This window comes from Paraburkholderia caffeinilytica (assembly GCF_046030355.1).
GTDB classification, from domain to species: Bacteria; Pseudomonadota; Gammaproteobacteria; order Burkholderiales; family Burkholderiaceae; genus Paraburkholderia; species Paraburkholderia caffeinilytica_B.
Map to the genome: position 1 here is coordinate 432,335 of NZ_JAQQCQ010000004.1, position 17,212 is coordinate 449,546.

General features: G+C 62.6%; 11 protein-coding genes. 4 read left to right on the forward strand and 7 right to left on the reverse strand.

All coding sequences use genetic code 11. The annotated features are described in order from the left end of the window. Positions 1-2: 2 nt before the first annotated feature. From PQQ95_RS08915 to PQQ95_RS08925, 3 genes are all read right to left on the reverse strand, one after another. On the reverse strand, positions 3-833 hold the full coding sequence (locus PQQ95_RS08915) for an EI24 domain-containing protein (RefSeq protein WP_408436894.1): 831 nt from the start codon (positions 831-833) through the stop codon (positions 3-5). Between the two features lie 178 nt (positions 834-1,011). Next, positions 1,012-2,010, reverse strand: a complete 999-nt coding sequence (locus tag PQQ95_RS08920; RefSeq protein WP_408436896.1) for a sterol desaturase family protein — start codon at positions 2,008-2,010, stop codon at positions 1,012-1,014. Between the two features lie 105 nt (positions 2,011-2,115). Then, positions 2,116-3,135 carry a YVTN family beta-propeller repeat protein gene (locus PQQ95_RS08925; RefSeq protein WP_408436898.1) on the reverse strand — a complete coding sequence of 340 codons (1,020 nt, stop codon included), beginning with the start codon at positions 3,133-3,135 and terminating at the stop codon, positions 2,116-2,118. Between the two features lie 618 nt (positions 3,136-3,753). On the opposite strand from PQQ95_RS08925, the gene PQQ95_RS08930 reads away from it, so the two are divergent. Beyond that, on the forward strand, positions 3,754-6,225 hold the full coding sequence (locus tag PQQ95_RS08930) for a YadA-like family protein (RefSeq protein ID WP_408436900.1): 2,472 nt from the start codon (positions 3,754-3,756) through the stop codon (positions 6,223-6,225). Between the two features lie 275 nt (positions 6,226-6,500). Here PQQ95_RS08930 and hrpA read toward each other — a convergent pair whose 3' ends face one another. Then, on the reverse strand, positions 6,501-10,922 hold the full coding sequence (gene hrpA / locus PQQ95_RS08935; RefSeq protein ID WP_408436902.1) for an ATP-dependent RNA helicase HrpA: 4,422 nt from the start codon (positions 10,920-10,922) through the stop codon (positions 6,501-6,503). Positions 10,923-10,945: 23 nt separating this feature from the next. Here hrpA and argA point away from each other — a divergent pair, with 23 nt between their 5' ends. The 3 genes from argA to proP all read left to right on the forward strand — a co-directional run bounded on the left by argA (position 10,946) and on the right by proP (position 15,113). Next, positions 10,946-12,334, forward strand: a complete 1,389-nt coding sequence (argA, locus tag PQQ95_RS08940) for an amino-acid N-acetyltransferase (RefSeq protein WP_408436904.1) — start codon at positions 10,946-10,948, stop codon at positions 12,332-12,334. Between the two features lie 148 nt (positions 12,335-12,482). Then, on the forward strand, positions 12,483-12,758 hold the full coding sequence (locus PQQ95_RS08945) for an oxidative damage protection protein (RefSeq protein WP_027775455.1): 276 nt from the start codon (positions 12,483-12,485) through the stop codon (positions 12,756-12,758). A gap of 852 nt (positions 12,759-13,610) precedes the next feature. Then, positions 13,611-15,113 (forward strand): glycine betaine/L-proline transporter ProP, encoded by a 1,503-nt coding sequence (gene proP, locus PQQ95_RS08950; protein WP_408436906.1) that lies wholly within the window; start codon positions 13,611-13,613, stop codon positions 15,111-15,113. A 153-nt stretch (positions 15,114-15,266) separates the two neighbouring features. Here proP and PQQ95_RS08955 read toward each other — a convergent pair whose 3' ends face one another. Genes PQQ95_RS08955 through PQQ95_RS08965 form a run of 3 tightly spaced genes read right to left on the reverse strand, consistent with a single transcriptional unit; the run spans position 15,267 to position 17,160 of the window. Beyond that, positions 15,267-15,755 (reverse strand): metallophosphoesterase family protein, encoded by a 489-nt coding sequence (locus tag PQQ95_RS08955; RefSeq protein ID WP_408436908.1) that lies wholly within the window; start codon positions 15,753-15,755, stop codon positions 15,267-15,269. Between the two features lie 17 nt (positions 15,756-15,772). Then, entirely contained in the window at positions 15,773-16,582 is an 810-nt protein-coding gene (locus tag PQQ95_RS08960; protein WP_408436910.1) for a hypothetical protein, read from the reverse strand. A 2-nt stretch (positions 16,583-16,584) separates the two neighbouring features. Then, positions 16,585-17,160, reverse strand: coding sequence for a TMEM175 family protein (locus PQQ95_RS08965; protein WP_408436912.1), 576 nt, complete (start codon positions 17,158-17,160; stop codon positions 16,585-16,587). Between the last annotated feature and the right edge of the window lie 52 nt (positions 17,161-17,212).

The following is a 17,212-nucleotide window of genomic DNA, read 5'->3' on the forward strand; positions in this document are numbered from 1 at the left end:
CATCAGTAGGGAACCGGCGCCGCGTGCCGCGGCCCGTGCTCGTCCGCGCGCATGCGTTGCAGCGCGCGCAGACAGTAGTAGCCGAACCACAGCGCCGAAAACACGAGGATGAACGCGTAGATCCAGATCGTCACCGCGGTGATCACCGGGAACAGCACGATCAACCAGACCGACGACGCCCACAACAGCGTCGGCAGCGAACCTAGCAGCCCGCTGGCGATGCCGATCAGCAGCAGCGGCAAGCGGAAGCGCCGCACCAGCGCGCGCCGCTCGTCACGCGTGGCATGCAGCGCGAGCGCGTCGTAACTCATCACGCGATACGTCAGCCAGCCCCACAGGAGCGGCGGAATCAGCGCGAAAAACGGCGGCACCAGCCAGAGCGGCAACGTGACGATCAGCAGCACGAGACAGACCAGCGTGGTCCACAACGCCTGGCCAAGGCTACCGTACCACGTTCCGCCGCGGCGCATTTCAAGGCCGGGGAATTGCCGCGCCGACAGAAAGCGGATCACCGCCGGCATCGACAACGTGGCGATCAACAGCAACACCGTGACGACGATCAGTGGAATCGCCATCGCAATCACGATGAATGGCGCGATCGCCGCGTGCAGCGCCGAAAAGCCGAGCCAGTCGAACAGATGATAAAGCGTGACGGTGAAGGACCAGCTTTCCAGCCACGTGCGGGTGGCGCCGATCAGCGTCTGCCAGGAAAACCACAGGATCACGCCCCACCCGACCGTTGCCGCCAGAAACGGCAGGAAGGTCAACCAGAGCATGCGCGGGTGGAGCGCGCTTGCAAGCGCGCGCCCGAACGAGCGCAACAGATCATTCATGCGAGCCAGTGCCGGTGAACGAAACGATGGAATAGGAGACGCGACGAACCGGCAAAGCGTCCGGCAAACGGATCCGAACTCGGCCCCGAAAGCGGACCAGGAACGTGCGCGCAAACGTGGACAGGATAAACCACGTGACGCGCCGCCGGGAAAACCGGCCGCGCGAGAGGGGAAATGCTCAAACCGGGGCGGCGTCGCTGCCTTCGGTGCGGCGCTTCGGCGCAAGCCGCCCGGCGATGCGCACAAAGGCGAGCCAGTGCTGGGCCCAGAAACCGTCGCCGTAGCGCCGGCCTTCGAGTTGGTCACGGATGCCGGTCGGCTCCATCTCCCGGCTCCACGACACGCTGCGAAACAGCATGTCCCACCAGGGGAACAGCACGCCGAAGTTGCAACCGTACTTCAGGCCTTCATGACCGTAGCCAATCGCATGGTGACGGCGATGGAACGTCGGGCTGACCAGCAGGCGTTCGCCAAGCCAGCCGAAATACAAACGAATGTTGGCATGCTGCACGCTCTGCGCCAGGTTCGTGATAGCCACCAGCACGACAAATTGCGACGGCGGCACACCGATCACCAGCGCGATCACCGCAAAAAACGACGCCTGCAGCAGATCGTCGAGCAGATGGTTGCGATCGTCGGACCAGAGCGACATTTGCTGCTGGCTGTGATGGACCGCATGCAGTTCCCACCACACGCCGATCCGGTGCTCCCAGCGGTGATACCAGTAACCGGCGAAATCGAGCACGAGTAAATACATCACAAACGTGACGATCGGTTGCGTGGTGACACCCGGCCACAGATTGTCGAATTCGATATTCGCGATGTTGTGCAGCCGCAGCCAGGCCTGCACATTGTCGAAGAAAGGCTGAAGCGCGAAAAAGAAGAACAGGTTGAGGATGCCAAGCTTGGCGATCCACGTGTAGATCACGTCGACCCGCACCGCCTTGCGATTTTCCCACTGCTCCACTGGCCGAAGCGCCTCGAGCGGGCGCAGGATCGCGTACATCGCCAGCACCTCGAAGACACCCACGATCACCCAATACAGGCTATCGAACGTGTCTTCGTCGTAGTCCATCAGATTGAAGCGGAACAGCAGCGGCTGCACCACGTCGACATACAGCAACGTCTGCACTGTCGAGACGAAGTTGTCGAGAGAAGAAAAAATCAGATGGAACATGGTGCTGGCCTGTTACTTCATTCCTGGCGGTTCGCTTCTTGGTTCGCTTCTTGGTTCGCTTTTCGGTTCGCTTCCTGGTTCATTTCTCGCTGCGCTGCCTGTGCATCAAGCGCCGTTCGGCGCCGTGACCGGCGCGCGATTGAAGAAATAAATACCGTGCGGTGAACGGCCGACAGCAATCGTCTGGATCAGCTTACGCGTGTTCAGGTCGATGATGCCGATATGCTTCGCGAAGCGGAAGGTCACCCATAGATAGCGTTTGTCAGCGGAAAGTTCCATGTCGTCCGGTCCCGGCATCAGGCCAGTGATATCACCGACATTAGTGAGCGTGTCTTCGTCGATGATGCTGATCGTGCTCGCGACGCGGTTCGACACCGCCACATGCTTGCCGTCCGCCAGTGAGCGGAAATTGTGCGCGCCCTTACCCGTCTGGATCGTCTTGACGATTTTCTGGTTGCGCCAGTCGACCACCGCGACGTAATCCGCCCCGGTCATGCCGATCAGCAGATATTTCTCGCCCGGTGTCATCCACAGCCCGGCCGGCACCTTGCCGACCTTCATCTTCCACTTGACCGTTTGCGTGGCCAGATCAATAGCAGCGAGCTCGCCCGAAACCTGCAGCGTGACGAAAACCGTCTTGCTGTCATTGGTGAACGCCATGTGGCTCGGCATCACCGCGAGCGGCAGACGCGAAGCCAGCGTCATCTGGTTCTTCTGGCTGTCGTAGTGATAGATGTCGAGCCGGTCCAGACGCAGCCCGGTGGTGACGAGCCACTTGCGGTCGGGCGAAAAGCCGATCTGGTACGGGTCCTCAATATTCTCGACCCAGCGCTGCACCTGGCCCGATTTCGGATCGACGAACATCAGGTTGTTCGACACCGAGTTGGCGACGATCAGCGACGAATTGTCCGGCGTGACCATCAGGTGGTGCGGTTCCTTGCCCGTCGGCACCGTGCCGACGACCTGGCGGGTGGTCTCGTCGATCAGGCTCAGCGTGGCTTCGCCGGAATTCAGCACGATCACGTTGTTGGCGAAAGCCGCGGGAGAAAAAAAGCCTGTGGCGAAGACCAGCGCCGCGCCTGCGGCGAACGTGGCAGTCAAGCCAGGAAGAAAAAATTTACGCATGAAAACTCACTTCGGAGAACAACCATCATTGTAGAACGTTTGCTGGGGCCAGCGGTTGACGTGGATGCGTGGTGGATGCGCGTGCGACACACGAAAAAAAGAGGGCCGCAGAGGGCTCCAAGACGAGCGCTGTCAGCAAACTCCTACACGCCGACAACCTCGCGTCGGTTTTGCGTAGGAAAAACAGCGGCGATCTGTATCAACGCATTTATTTCGCCAAATAACGCCCCATTAAATTCTCACTCAACTTCATTCTCCATAAGACATAACAAGATTATTCTGCATTTTTAAAAATTAACAACGCTCATCCAAAATCAATTACGGATTTTATTTATTTCCAACAATTTAGGAATTGGCTTATACCGGCTCCGCCCCGCTAGGACTGACAATCTCGCCGTTCATCGCCCGTGCACTTAATCCCGTGGATTTGAAAGCGTGACGCAGATGATTCGGACGCGCGAAGAACTCAACAGAACACAGAAAAACCGGATGGAATAATAACCGCCACCGGTATTCTTTGTTTATGCGCGATACATCAAGGGCGATGACGTCTTTTCCGAATCAGCATGCTTTCGTGTGCCGTCCACGTTCGTAATTCCGGCGGAGTTTTCTGAAAAAATGAATAAAATCTACAAATCAGTTTGGTGTGAGACGACAGGCACGTGGGTCGCCACATCGGAGACAGCGCGCTCGAAAACGAAACGCGGGGTGTCGCGGCGGCTTGCGCTGGCGCAAGCTATGTTGGCTGGCGCAGCGTTGCTAAGCGGTGTGCCGGTAGCACAGGCGGACACGATTTACTTTGCTGCCGGCGGGGTCGTTCCAGGCGTGGATCCGAATGCGACAGCTTCGGGACCGGGCTCCGTGGCGGCGGGCGTTGGCGCGAGCGCATCGGCGTCAGGGTCCATCGCGATCGGCAACTGGGCAACGGCAACGAACACGGCCGCGATCGCGTTCGGGTTCAAGGCACAAAGCAACGGTGAAGGAGCATTCGCCGCCGGGATGACGGCTCTGGCCACCGCTGATTTCAGCACCGGCATAGGTAACTACGTCGTCGCCAATGGCGTGGGCGCGACGGCGCTCGGCGCGTTCGTGCAGGCCAATGGAGAGAACTCCGTTGCGCTCGGCTACAGCTCGATGGCACAAAGTGCGGATTCGATCGCCATTGGCTCCTATTCGCGGGCGAACAGCTCGCAAGCGAGCGCGTTTGGAGCCAACGCTTATGCGTTTAACGTGGGTGCCACGGCGCTCGGCGCCAATGCGCTCGCGAGCAACAGCGGCGCGGTCGCCCTAGGTCTTGACGCTGCCGCCTCCGCTGACGGCAGCGTTGCATTAGGCCAAGGCTCAGTGGCTACGCGGGCGAATACGGTGTCGGTTGGCTCCTCCACGAAACGGCGCCAGATAACGAACGTCGCAGCCGGCACCCAGGCTACGGATGCCGTCAACCTGAGCCAGCTGAATGCCGTTGCCGCTGACGCCTCGCGCTATTTCAAGGCAGGCGGCGCCAATGACGGCTCGGATGACGCCACCGCAACCGGCGACCACTCGGTCGCGATCGGCGCCTCTGCCAACGCCTCCGGCGACGCGTCATTTGCAGCCGGCACCTCGTCCTCGGCGCTGGGCAACAACAGCACGGCTGTCGGCGCATTCGCCACAGCGGCAGGCGACGGTTCGACGGCCCTCGGCCATAACGCCAATGCCGGCGCGGCCAACTCGGTCGCCTTGGGCAACGGTTCGATCGCCGATCGCGCTAACACCGTATCGGTCGGCTCAGCGGGCGCAGAACGTCAAATCACCAACGTCGCGGCCGGCACCGAAGCGACAGACGCCGTCAACCTGAGTCAATTGAATGCCGCTGCCGCCAATGCCTCGCGCTATTTCAAGGCAGGCGGCGCCAATGACGGCTCGGATGACGCCATCGCAACCGGCAACCACTCGGTCGCGATCGGCGCCTCTGCCAACGCTTCCGGCGACGCGTCATTTGCAGCCGGCACGTCCTCCTCGGCGCAGGGCAACAACAGCACGGCCGTCGGACCCCTCGCTACAGCGGTGGGCGAGAACTCGACGGCACTCGGCTATCAGGCCAATGCCGGCGCTGCCAACTCGGTCGCGTTGGGCAACGGTTCGATCGCCGATCGCATCAACACCGTATCGGTCGGTTCTGCGGGCGCAGAACGTCAGATCACCAACGTCGCAGCCGGCACCGCCGACACCGACGCAGTCAACGTCGCCCAACTGAAGGAGGCTTCCGCGCAAACCGACGCCAAGCTCGATGGCGCCGTGATGTACGACAAGAACGCCGACGGCAGCGTCAATAAGAACAGCGTCACGCTCGGCGATGCAAGCGCTGGCGGCACGGTTATCCATAACGTCGCCGACGGCGTGGACCCAACCGATGCCGTCAATGTCGGCCAGCTGAACGCGGCAATCGGCAGCGCGGTGCAGAACATCACCGTGAATCCGAACGTGCCGTTCTTCAGCGCCGACGGCAATGTCGACACCGAAGGCGCGGTGGCAACCGGCACGCACTCGCTTGCTTCGGGCGCGAACGCACAGGCCACGGGCACCAACGCTGTCGCTATCGGCGCGAACTCGGTCGCAGGCGGCAACAACGCCACCGCACTCGGCGCCGCGGCAAACGCCAGCGCAGACAACTCAGTGGCTTTGGGTCAGGGTTCGGTCGCGGACCGGGCGAATACGGTGTCGGTCGGCGCGGCGGGCCAGGAGCGTCAGATCACCAATGTCGCAGCTGGCGTACAAGGCACGGACGCGGTCAACGTCAATCAGCTGCAGCAGAGCGTAAGCGGCGCGGTCGGCCAGGCAAACAGCTATACCGACGACCAGATCCGCTCGGCCCGCCGCGATTCGTACGGCGGCACGGCATCGGCGCTCGCAGTCGCGGGGTTGCCGCAGGCGGTCTTGCCGGGTCACGGGATGGTGGCGATTGCGGGGGGCACGTACGGCGGCCAGTCGGCAATGGCCATCGGTGTGTCGCAGCTCTCGGAAACGGGCAAGTGGGTCTACAAGGTGCAAGGCACGACCGACTCGCGGGGTCAGTTCGGCGCGTCGGTCGGCGCGGGCATGCACTGGTAAAAAATTCGGCAAGGCGCGTGTCGGGTTCGATCAGACCCAGCCACGCCCGGGCCGATAGCGTGGCCGTACTGGCAGCGAGCAGGCGCGGGCCTTGAGCGTTCGCGCCTTTTGCGCGTGACGTCATACTCAAAAGGAGTGGCGTCGCGCGCTTTTTTGCTGGACGCCACGCGGAGAACCACATCGGCCAATGCTGGGCGAGCGGAGCGGGCACCCACGGCACCCCACTCCGTGCGCTGCGGAGCGCGGCATCGGCCCTCCGCATTCACCACACACAGTTAACGCTGCATCGATTCCCACACTTTGTAGAGACGTTTCACCGACACCGGCATCGGCGTACGCAACTCCTGCGCGAACAGCGAAATCCGCAATTCTTCGAGCAGCCAGCGGAATTCGGACAGGCGCGGATCCAGCACGCCGCCGCGTTGCGCCAGCGCGCGCTGGTAGCTCTGCAACAGCGGATGGAATTCGGCGAACTGCCGTGCGTCGCGCGCAGAGTCCGCCTTCAGCTTGTCGATACGCAGTGCGATCCCTTTCAGATAGCGCGGAAAGTGCGCCAGCTGCGAATACGGCGTATCGACCACGAAGCGCTTGCCGATCAGGCCATCCAGCTGATTCTGCATGTCCGCGTGCGCCGCCGTGAACGACTTCGCCTGCACCAGCTTTTTCGTCACCGTCGCGTATTCGCTGAGAATCTGCCCTACCAGCCGCGCGATTTCCTGAGCCAATAACGTCAACCGGCTGCGGCCTTCGTCGCGGCGCGTGTGGAAACTGACGTCATCGGCGGGCAGCGGGTCTTGCAGACACGCGCGATCGAGCGCGGTGTCGATCAGTTGATCGCGCAATTCTTCCTGCGTGCCGCGCGGCATGAACTGCATCGCCATTTCGCGCAAACCCGGGAGATTTTTCTCCAGATACTTGATCGGCTCTTTCAGTTGCAAGGCGAACAAACGCCGCAGCCCTGCGCGATGGATACGCGCCGCTTCGTCCGGTGAATCGAACACTTCGACGTCACAGTGCGTGCCGCGATCCACCAACGCCGGATAACCGAACAAGGTCTGGCCGCCACGGCGAATTTCCAGCAACTCGGGGAGCTTGCCGAAATTCCACGTCGTCAGTTTTTCGTACAGCGCGGTGCCCGCTGCACCCTCTTGCGACGCGGTTTGCGGACCTGAAACAGGTGTGCCCTTGCCTCGCGAAACCGCACCGCTTGCCGCACCGGCCGTTCCGCCCGCTTGCGCGCCAGCGCCCCCGCCGCCCGCATCCGCCAACGCCACGCCAGCCGCGCCCGACGCAATCTTCTGAAAATGCTGCTGCGCCTGGCCGCCGAGTTCGGCACGCAATTGCGACATGTTGCGGCCCATCGCGAGCTGCCGGCCATGCTCGTCGACGACCTTGAAGTTCATGAACAGATGCGGCGTCAGCGTCTCGAGCTTGAAGTCCGATTGTTTCATCGCGACCTGGGTCTGCTCGCGAATGTCCGCGATCAGCGCTTCGAGCAAACCGCCCGCGCCGAAGCGCGGACCACTATGCCGTTCGACGAAACCCGCCGCGAACTCAGGCAACGGCACGCAATGACGCCGCAGCTTCTGCGGCAACGACTTCAGCAAAAGTTGCGTCTTCTCTTTCAGCATGCCGGGCACGAGCCATTCGCAGCGCCGCGCGTCGACCTGATTCAGCGCGTAGAGCGGCACCGCGAGCGTCACGCCGTCGCGCGGCGAACCGGGCTCGAAGTGATACGTGAGCGCCATCTCGACGCCCGCCATCGTCATCCGCTTCGGGAACAGGTCCGTCGTCACGCCTGCCGCTTCGTGCCGCATCAGATCGTCACGCGACAGATACAGCAGACGCAGCTTGTCTTCCGGCTGGCCGCTCTTCTTCACCTCGTCGCGATACCAGCGCTCGAACGACGCGCCCGTGTAAATACCTTGCGGCAGCGCCTGATCGTAGAAGCCGAAAATCAGCTCATCGTCGACCAGCACGTCCTGACGGCGCGACTTGTGTTCCAGTTGCTCGATATCGGCGAGCAGCTTGCGGTTGTGCGCGAAGAACGCGAGCTTCGTATCGAACTCGCCTTCGACCAGCGCACCGCGAATGAACAATTCGCGCGCGCGCGCCGGGTCCTGTTTGCCGAAGCTCACGCGCCGCCGGTGATAGATTGGCAGGCCATAGAGCATTGCGCGCTCGAACGCCGACACCTGCGCGGCGCGTTTTTCCCAATGCGGCTCGGACAACGATTTCTTCAGCAGATGCTCGCCGATCTTTTCGATCCATTCCGGCTCGATCTTCGCGATGCAGCGCGCGTACAGACGGCTCGTCTCGACCAGTTCGGCGGCCATCACCCACTTGCCGGCCTTTTTCACCAGCGCCGAGCCCGGCCAGAGGTAGAACTTGATGCTGCGTGCGCCGAGGAAATACGGTTCGTCGTCGGCTTTCAGGCCGATGTTGCCGAGCAAGCCGGTCAACAACGCGAGGTGAATCTGCTCGAAAGTCGCTTCGGTTTCGTTCAGCCGCCAGCCGTGCTCGCGCACCACCGTCAGCAGTTGCGAGTGCACGTCGCGCCATTCGCGCAGACGCAGTTGCGACAGGAAGTTCTTGCGGCACTCGTCCTGCAACTGCTTGTTCGACTTCTTGTGCGCGATCGCTTCTTCGAACCAGTTCCAGATCTTCAGCCACTGCAGGAATTCGGAGCGCTCGTCGGCGAACCGGCGATGCGCCTGATCGGCCTGCTCCTGCGCCTCGATCGGCCGGTCACGCGGGTCCTGCACCGACAACGCGCTGGCGATGATCAACACTTCCTTCAATGCCTGCTGATCGCGCGCGGCGAGAATCATCCGGCCGACGCGCGGGTCGAGCGGCAAGCGCGCCAGTTCGCGGCCGAGCGGCGTGAGCTGGTTGTCGTCGTCGACCGCGCCGAGCTCGTTGAGCAGTTGATAACCGTCCGCGATGGCGCGGCCCGGCGGCGGCTCGATGAACGGAAAGGTTTCGATCGCCGTCAGATGCAACGACTTCATGCGCAGAATCACCGACGCCAGCGACGACCGCAAAATTTCCGGATCCGTGAAGCGCACGCGGCCCTGATAGTCGCTTTCCTCATACAGACGGATACACACGCCATCGGCAACGCGGCCGCAGCGCCCCGCCCGCTGATTCGCGGCGGCTTGCGAGATCGACTCGACCTGTAGTTGCTCGACCTTGTTGCGATACGAGTAGCGCTTCACGCGCGCGAGCCCCGTATCGACGACATAGCGAATCCCCGGCACCGTCAGCGAGGTTTCGGCGACGTTAGTGGCCAGAACGATACGGCGCGCGTTCGAGGTGCGGAACACGCGTTCCTGTTCGGCTGCGGACAAACGTGCAAAGAGCGGCAGAATTTCCGTATGCGGCGGATGGTGTTTGCGCAGCGCTTCGGCGGCATCGCGAATCTCGCGCTCGCCGGGCAGGAACACCAGCACGTCGCCGGGACCTTCGCGGCACAGTTCGTCGACCGCGTCGACGATCGCTTCCATCAGATCGCGATCGGTTTCGCGCTGCGTCTTCGGCCTGTCACGCGATTCACGCGACGAAGAAGAGGAGCCCTCAGCCGCCTTCACCGCCGGACTGTCCTCCGCGACCGGCCGATAGCGCACCTCGACCGGATACAGACGCCCACTCACTTCGATCACCGGCGCGGGCTTCTCCTCGCTGCCAAAATGGCGCGCGAAGCGATCCGCGTCGATCGTCGCCGAGGTCACGATCAGCTTCAGATCGGGGCGCTTGACGAGAATTTCCTTCAGATAGCCGAGCAGAAAATCGATGTTCAGACTGCGCTCGTGCGCTTCGTCGATGATCAGCGTGTCGTAGGCTTTGAGCAGCGGATCGGTCTGCGTTTCGGCGAGCAGAATACCGTCGGTCATCAGCTTGACCGACGCGCCCGGCGACAGATTGTCGGTAAACCGCACTTTGTAGCCGACCACTTCGCCGAACGGCGTGCCGAGTTCCTCGGCGATCCGGCGGCCCGTCGCCGATGCCGCGATCCGGCGCGGCTGGGTGTGCCCGATCAGACCGGCGCCGCCCGCGCCGAGACCGCGCCCGAGTTCGAGGCAGATTTTCGGCAACTGGGTCGTCTTACCGGAACCCGTCTCGCCGCAAACGATCACCACCTGATTCTGCGCGATGGCCTTGGCGATCTCCTCGCGACGACCGGAAACCGGCAGCGCTTCAGGGAACGTGATCGGCGGAATCGGATTCGGTTCGACCACACGCTGCGCGCGCGGCGGGCGTGGTTCACGACGCGGCTGAGCACCTTGCGCTTCACCTGCTTGCGGCGAAATTTGCACAGGCGCGCCGGCTTCGCGGTTAGCCTCGCCGCCTTGAGACCGTGCGCGGCCCTGCTGATTAGTTTGGCCATCGCCGCGCTTCGGCCCGCGAGACGCACCGCGCGCGCGCCCGTCATCACGACGCGGCGGCTGTTTGCGCCCCTCATGAGCGGTATTCGGCGCCTGCGCACCCGCTTCGCGGCGCGCCTCACGCGGCGGATTATTTTTCTGCGGCAACGCTTGCGCGCCTTCCGCGGGACGGCGCGGCTCGCGCGCCGTTTCCGGCGTGTTGCGCTTAGCGTCCTGCGCATCGCGGCGTGGCGCGTCGCCGGGCTTCACCTGATCGGCGGCCGGCGCCACATTCTCGTTCGCCGGAGCGGGACTTTTGGGTACATTCGACATGGGGGCGCATTATAATCCCCGGCATGAATTCCCAAACCGACCTCGTCCCCGCGCCCGCGAGCGTTCCGGCCCCCGCCGGAACAACGGAAGACCTCGCACAGCACGCGCAATTCGTCGACTGGATGCGTTCAGTCGCCCCTTACATCCATGCGTTCCGTAACAAGACGTTCGTCGTCGGTTTCGGCGGCGAGGTGGTGCATCAGGGACTCCTGAATGCGCTCGTGTCCGATATCGCGCTGCTGCAGGCCATGGGTATCCAGATCGTGCTGGTGCATGGCTCCCGGCCGCAGGTCGAAGAGCAGATGAGCCTGCACGGCGTGGAATCCGAGTTCTCGCACGGCATGCGCATTACGGATGCGCGTGCGCTGGAGTCCGCGAAAGAAGCGGCCGGCGAAGTGCGTCTGGATATCGAGGCGGCGATCAGCCAGGGCTTGCCGAACACGCCGATGGCGCACGCGCACATCAGCGTGGTGTCCGGCAACTTCGTGACGGCACGGCCGGTCGGCATTCTGGACGGCGTCGATTTCGCCCACACCGGCGTGGTGCGCAAGATCGACGCGGATTCGATCCGCCATTCGCTCGCGAGCCGCAAGCTGGTGCTGTTGTCGCCGCTCGGCTTCTCGCCGACCGGCGAGGCATTCAACCTGTCGATGGAAGACGTCGCCTCGGCGGCGGCCATCGCGCTGCGCGCCGACAAGATCGTCTTCCTGACGGAGACCCCGGGCCTGATGGAAACCGGCGAAGACGGCCCCGAACTGGTCCGCGAACTGTCGCTCGACGACGCCTACAAGCTGCACGAAAGCGGCGAAGTCACCGGCGACGCGGGTTTCTATCTGAAACATTCGATCCGCGCCTGCCGCGGCGGCGTGGCGCGGGCGCACATCATCCCCTACGCGCTCGACGGCAGCCTGCTGCTCGAACTGTTCCTGCACGACGGCGTGGGCACGATGATCTCGTACGAGAACCTCGAAAGCCTGCGCGAAGCCACGCCGGACGACGTCGGCGGCATTCTCTCGCTGATCGAGCCGCTCGAATCCGACGGCACGCTGGTGCGGCGCGGCCGCCATCAGATCGAACGCGACATCGACCATTTCTCGGTGATCGAGCACGATGGCGTATTGTTCGGCTGCGCGGCGCTGTATCCGTACCCGCAGGAGCGCATCGGCGAAATGGCGTGCCTCACGGTCGCGCCTGAAGCACAAGGCACTGGCGACGGCGAGCGCCTGCTCAAGCGCATCGAACAACGCGCCCGGGCACGCGGCCTCACGCGGATTTTCGTGCTCACCACGCGTACTGAACACTGGTTCCTCAAGCGCGGCTTCGTCAAGGTCACGGTCGACGATTTGCCGGAAGACCGCCGCCGGCTCTATAACTGGCAGCGCAAGTCGCTCGTGCTGATGAAACAGCTTTGAAGAGCCCCATATAAAGCGCCTGCCCGCCCCGTCAACGTTTTTCACGGGACCGGAACAGGTGCTGAAGCACTAACTGCAGTAAATATCTTTCATGGGACCGGAGTAAGTGCTGAAGCACCTACACCGGTCGACACAGGAGAAGCACAGCATGACTCGTATGGTTCAATGCGCGAAGCTCGGCAAGGAAGCCGAAGGCCTCGATTTCCCGCCGCTGCCGGGCGAACTCGGCAAGCGGATCTACGAAAGCATTTCGAAGGAAGCCTGGCAGGCCTGGTTGAAGCAGCAAACCATGCTGATCAACGAAAACCGCCTGAACATGGCCGATCCGCGCGCACGTCAATACCTGATGAAGCAGACCGAAAAGTTCTTCTTCGGCGAAGGCGCGGATACGGCGCAGGGCTACGTGCCGCCGCCGGCCGAGTAAACGCTTTTCGGCTACATGCCCGTATTGGCCATCAGCCGTATGAAAAATCCGCGCCGCGAGCGCGGATTTTTTTCGTCCGTTTGGCCGGGACTTTCGCCGCTAGACGCAGTAGATTTTTATCGCTTCATTCGCCACTCGATACACACATTTTCGTCGAGTTTTTCGCCGCCAGATCGCCGCTTTCCAGTTGGGCCTTTTGCAGCCTTCCCGTTGCGCTTTCGCCGCTTTCGAGCTCCAGCAAAAACTCACTAACCGGACCATTTCCGGCCACTTTTAAGCCTTCTTTCCATACCGCCGCAATCCGCTGAATCCCCCGTCACGCAAGGGATTGAGCGCCCTCCCCGAGCTTCCGGAAGGACAATAGGTTTGCACGATCCTCTGTCATCGTGCTACCATGTTCATCGTTCCAACAGCATTTCACCTGCATTTCACCCTCGGTTACGTTCTTTTCAAGCTGGCCCACCGCGCCGTTTTCCCGCACGGCGCCGCGTCGAATTGAACAGTTTTTATACAAGAAGGCTTGTCGGTCGTTTCCCCGCTTGAGCTCATACCCTGAGCGGCGATCCAGCACCGGCCTTTTTCGTTTCGAGCCTTCCAGCGGCGCATGGGCCAGCTTTCAGCCACCCCAGCGTCCTCATGCATCTGCCCCCCTTCCACGGCCACGCAGATGCAACAGTCAGCACAATCTAGACGAGTGTTTTTTCGCGAATCGTTCGCGAGGCACGGGCGTTTTATTTTCTTTTTCACGCCCTCTCCCTCAGTCGCCTCCGGGTGAATGAGTGAAACCCCCTCGCTCAGCTCGCGAAACGGCACTTCCCCAGCACCCGTGGCGGAACGTTCATACGCGTTTTCATGAGTTTCGTCGCAGTCATTGGAGTTTTCACCTTGACCGCTTCCAGCAACGGCTTCTGGCGACATCACAAAGAAGAACAACGCCTCTCACTCGACGACATCACCGTCGTCGACAAATCCCTCCTCAAGCGGGCCGTCGGCGCCATGGCGCTCGGCAACGCAATGGAATGGTTCGATTTCGGCGTGTACAGCTACATCGCTGTCACGCTCGGCAAAGTGTTCTTCCCGTCGTCGAGCCCGTCCGCCCAGTTGATCGCCACCTTCGGCACGTTCGCCGCGGCGTTCCTCGTGCGACCGGTCGGCGGCATGGTGTTCGGGCCGCTGGGCGACCGCATCGGCCGTCAGCGCGTGCTGGCCATGACGATGATCATGATGGCGCTCGGCACCTTCGCGATCGGCCTGATTCCGAGCTACGCGACGATCGGCATTTTTGCGCCGGCGTTGTTGCTGGTCGCACGCCTCGTGCAAGGCTTCTCGACGGGGGGTGAATACGGCGGCGCCGCGACCTTCATCGCCGAATTCTCGACGGACAAGCGCCGCGGCTTCATGGGCAGCTTCCTCGAGTTCGGCACGCTGATTGGCTACGTGCTCGGCGCGGGTACGGTCGCGGTTCTGACGGCGACGCTGTCGAACGAGGCGCTGCTCTCGTGGGGCTGGCGTGTGCCGTTCCTGATCGCGGGCCCCTTGGGTCTGGTGGGGCTCTACATCCGGATGAAGCTCGAAGAAACGCCCGCATTCAAGAAGCAGGCCGAGCAGCGCGAAGCCGAAGACAAGGCGCTCCCGAAGCAATCGTTCCGCGACTTGCTGATGCAGCAATGGAAACCGCTTCTGCTGTGCGTGGGTCTCGTGCTGATCTTCAACGTCACCGACTACATGGCGCTCTCGTATCTGCCGAGCTATCTGTCGGCCACGCTGCACTTCAACGAAACGCACGGCCTGTTCCTCGTGCTGCTCGTGATGGTGCTGATGATGCCGATGACGCTGGCGGCCGGCCGCCTGTCCGACACGATCGGCCGCAAGCCGGTCATGCTGTTCGGTTGCGTGGGTCTGTTCGTGCTGTCGATTCCCGCGCTGTTGCTGATTCGCATGGGCACGGTGCTGCCGGTATTCGGCGGCCTGATGATTCTCGGCGTGCTGCTGTCGTGCTTTACCGGTGTGATGCCGTCGGCACTGCCGGCGCTGTTCCCGACCAAAATTCGCTATGGCGCGCTTGCAATCGGCTTCAACATTTCGGTGTCGCTGTTCGGCGGGACGACGCCGCTCGTGACGGCATGGCTGGTCGACAGCACCGGCAATCTGATGATGCCCGCGTACTACCTGATGGGCGCGTCGTTGATCGGTATCGTGTCGGTGTTCGCGCTGCGCGAAACGGCCCGCAAGCCGTTGCTCGGCTCGGGTCCGTGTGTCGCAACGCGTGCGGAAGCGCATGCGGTGCTGCGCGGCGAGCGTGAGGCGGCGGAGATGGACGAAGGTTACGCGACCGCGGCTACGGCGCGTGCCTGATTCCGAGTTACGCCACGGTAGTTGACCGTAGCAGCTGACCACCGACGGTGTACGCGGATCAGCCGCGTATCGCTCGCAGTAAGAGGCGACCAACCGTGGCAATTCGCATTAGCGTGTCCGAAAACGGGACGGCAGATTTGCCGGCCCGTTTTTTTACGTCAGCAGAGAATCGAACGTTGCGCTTGCATGCGAGCCTTCAATGACTAGCATGCCCGCGGAAATCGGCAACTTGAAACGCCGGGGTCCGGCGCTGCCTGGATTAACGAACAGCACCCCGTCGCGTTCGCTGATCGCGGGCTTGTGCGAGTGCCCTGTCACGACCACGCCGATGCCCTCACTGCGCGGATCGTGACCCACGTCGGCGATGTCATGCACGACAAGGATCGTCACCTGTTGCACGGTCAGTTTGACGTGCGTCGGCAGCGAGGCGACGGGCTCATCGATATCGTTATTGCCGCGCACGGCGGTGACCGGCGCGATCTGTGCGAGTGCATCGAGCACCGCCTGATTGCAGATATCGCCCGCGTGGATGATCGCGTCGCACCCCGCGAGATAGTGCAGGGCTTCCGGACGCACGAGGTTGTGCGTGTCGGAGATCAGGCCGATTCGGGTGGTTGGGGAGCGGTGGGTACGCGAAGTCATGATTCGAATTCAAACACTCAATCCGCCGACTGCGGTTCGGCAAGTTCACGAGTCAAAGCCGGCACAGATCGCTTCGCGCCCAGCATCCGCCGGGTCGCGCCCTGCACCACCATCGACACCACCGCCGCGCACGCGAAGCTCAGCCAGACGCCGTTATGCGGCAACATCGTCGCGGTCACGGCAAAAAACGCCGCAAACGAGCCGCGGCCGATCACCATGCCGCGCATCAGCAATGCGACAAAGTCCGCGCCGTGCGCGCGCTGGGCCGATACCGCGAGCACGATGCCGAGCAAAGGAAACACCGAGAGCAGCCCGCTCCACGTCGCCCCCATCGAGGCGGACAGCGTGGTCACCGCAACTGTCAGCAACGCGCCGGCAAGCATGCGCAGCGCAAGATCGCCGAGCGCGACGCGCGCTGCCGGCACGTGACCGGCGACGCGCGGCAAGCCGCTTTGCGAAATCGCGACAGCGACGCATCCCGCGGCCACCGCCCATATCAGTCCGCCCGGCAAATGCGTAAGCAGCATCGCCACGCCAACCCACCCGAGCATGCCGACCGTCAGCGCAAGCGGCCATGCTGAACGCCGGCAGGTCCACGCGTAGGCAAAATTAAACGCCTCGGATGCGGCGATCGCCGCGATCGATGCCGCCGACGCCTGCGCCGCGAACGCCGGCCCGCGCTCCAGCGCGAGCAGCAAAACGATCGGTCCGGCCACCACCGGCAATCCCGCCAGCCATCCCGCCACCGACGGTCCCCAGACACGCCCCGCCACGGTCAGCGCGGCAAGAAACGCGGGCACCAGCGCGAGCTTGAGCGCAAGCAACATGCTTACGCTTCCATCAGGTGTTCGATACGGCGGTCGGGCACCAGCCACCACGCGGCGGCCAGCGTGTAGAGCGCCGCCGAGAGCCACGGCTGAACGAATGCCAGCGCGATCCCCGTCAGATAGATGACGACCGAGACCTTGCCCTTGAAGTCATTGCCGACCGCCTTCGCGATCGTCGACCCGGCGCCGTGCTCGCGGATCAACACGCGCGTCAGAATGAAATACGCAATCGCCGACATGAACAGCACGGCGCCGTACATCGCGGTCGGCCAGGCGGCGAGATGGTTTTCGCCGACCCAATGGGTGACGGCCGGCAGCAGCGACAGCCAGAACAACAGGTGGAGATTGGCCCACAACACCGCGCCGTTGACCTTCTGCACGGCATGGAACATGTGGTGATGATTGTTCCAGTAGATGCCGACGTAGATGAAACTCAGCACGTAGGCGCAGAACACGGGGATCACGGGGCGCAGCGCGGCGAGATCGTAGCCTTCCGGCACCTTCAACTCGAGCACCATGATCGTGATGATGATGGCGATCACGCCATCGCTGAAGGCTTCGACGCGTCCCTTGCCCATCGGTCGGTTTCCTGATTGTGTAGTCGCGAGTGTGAAGACGTGTGCTAGTGGG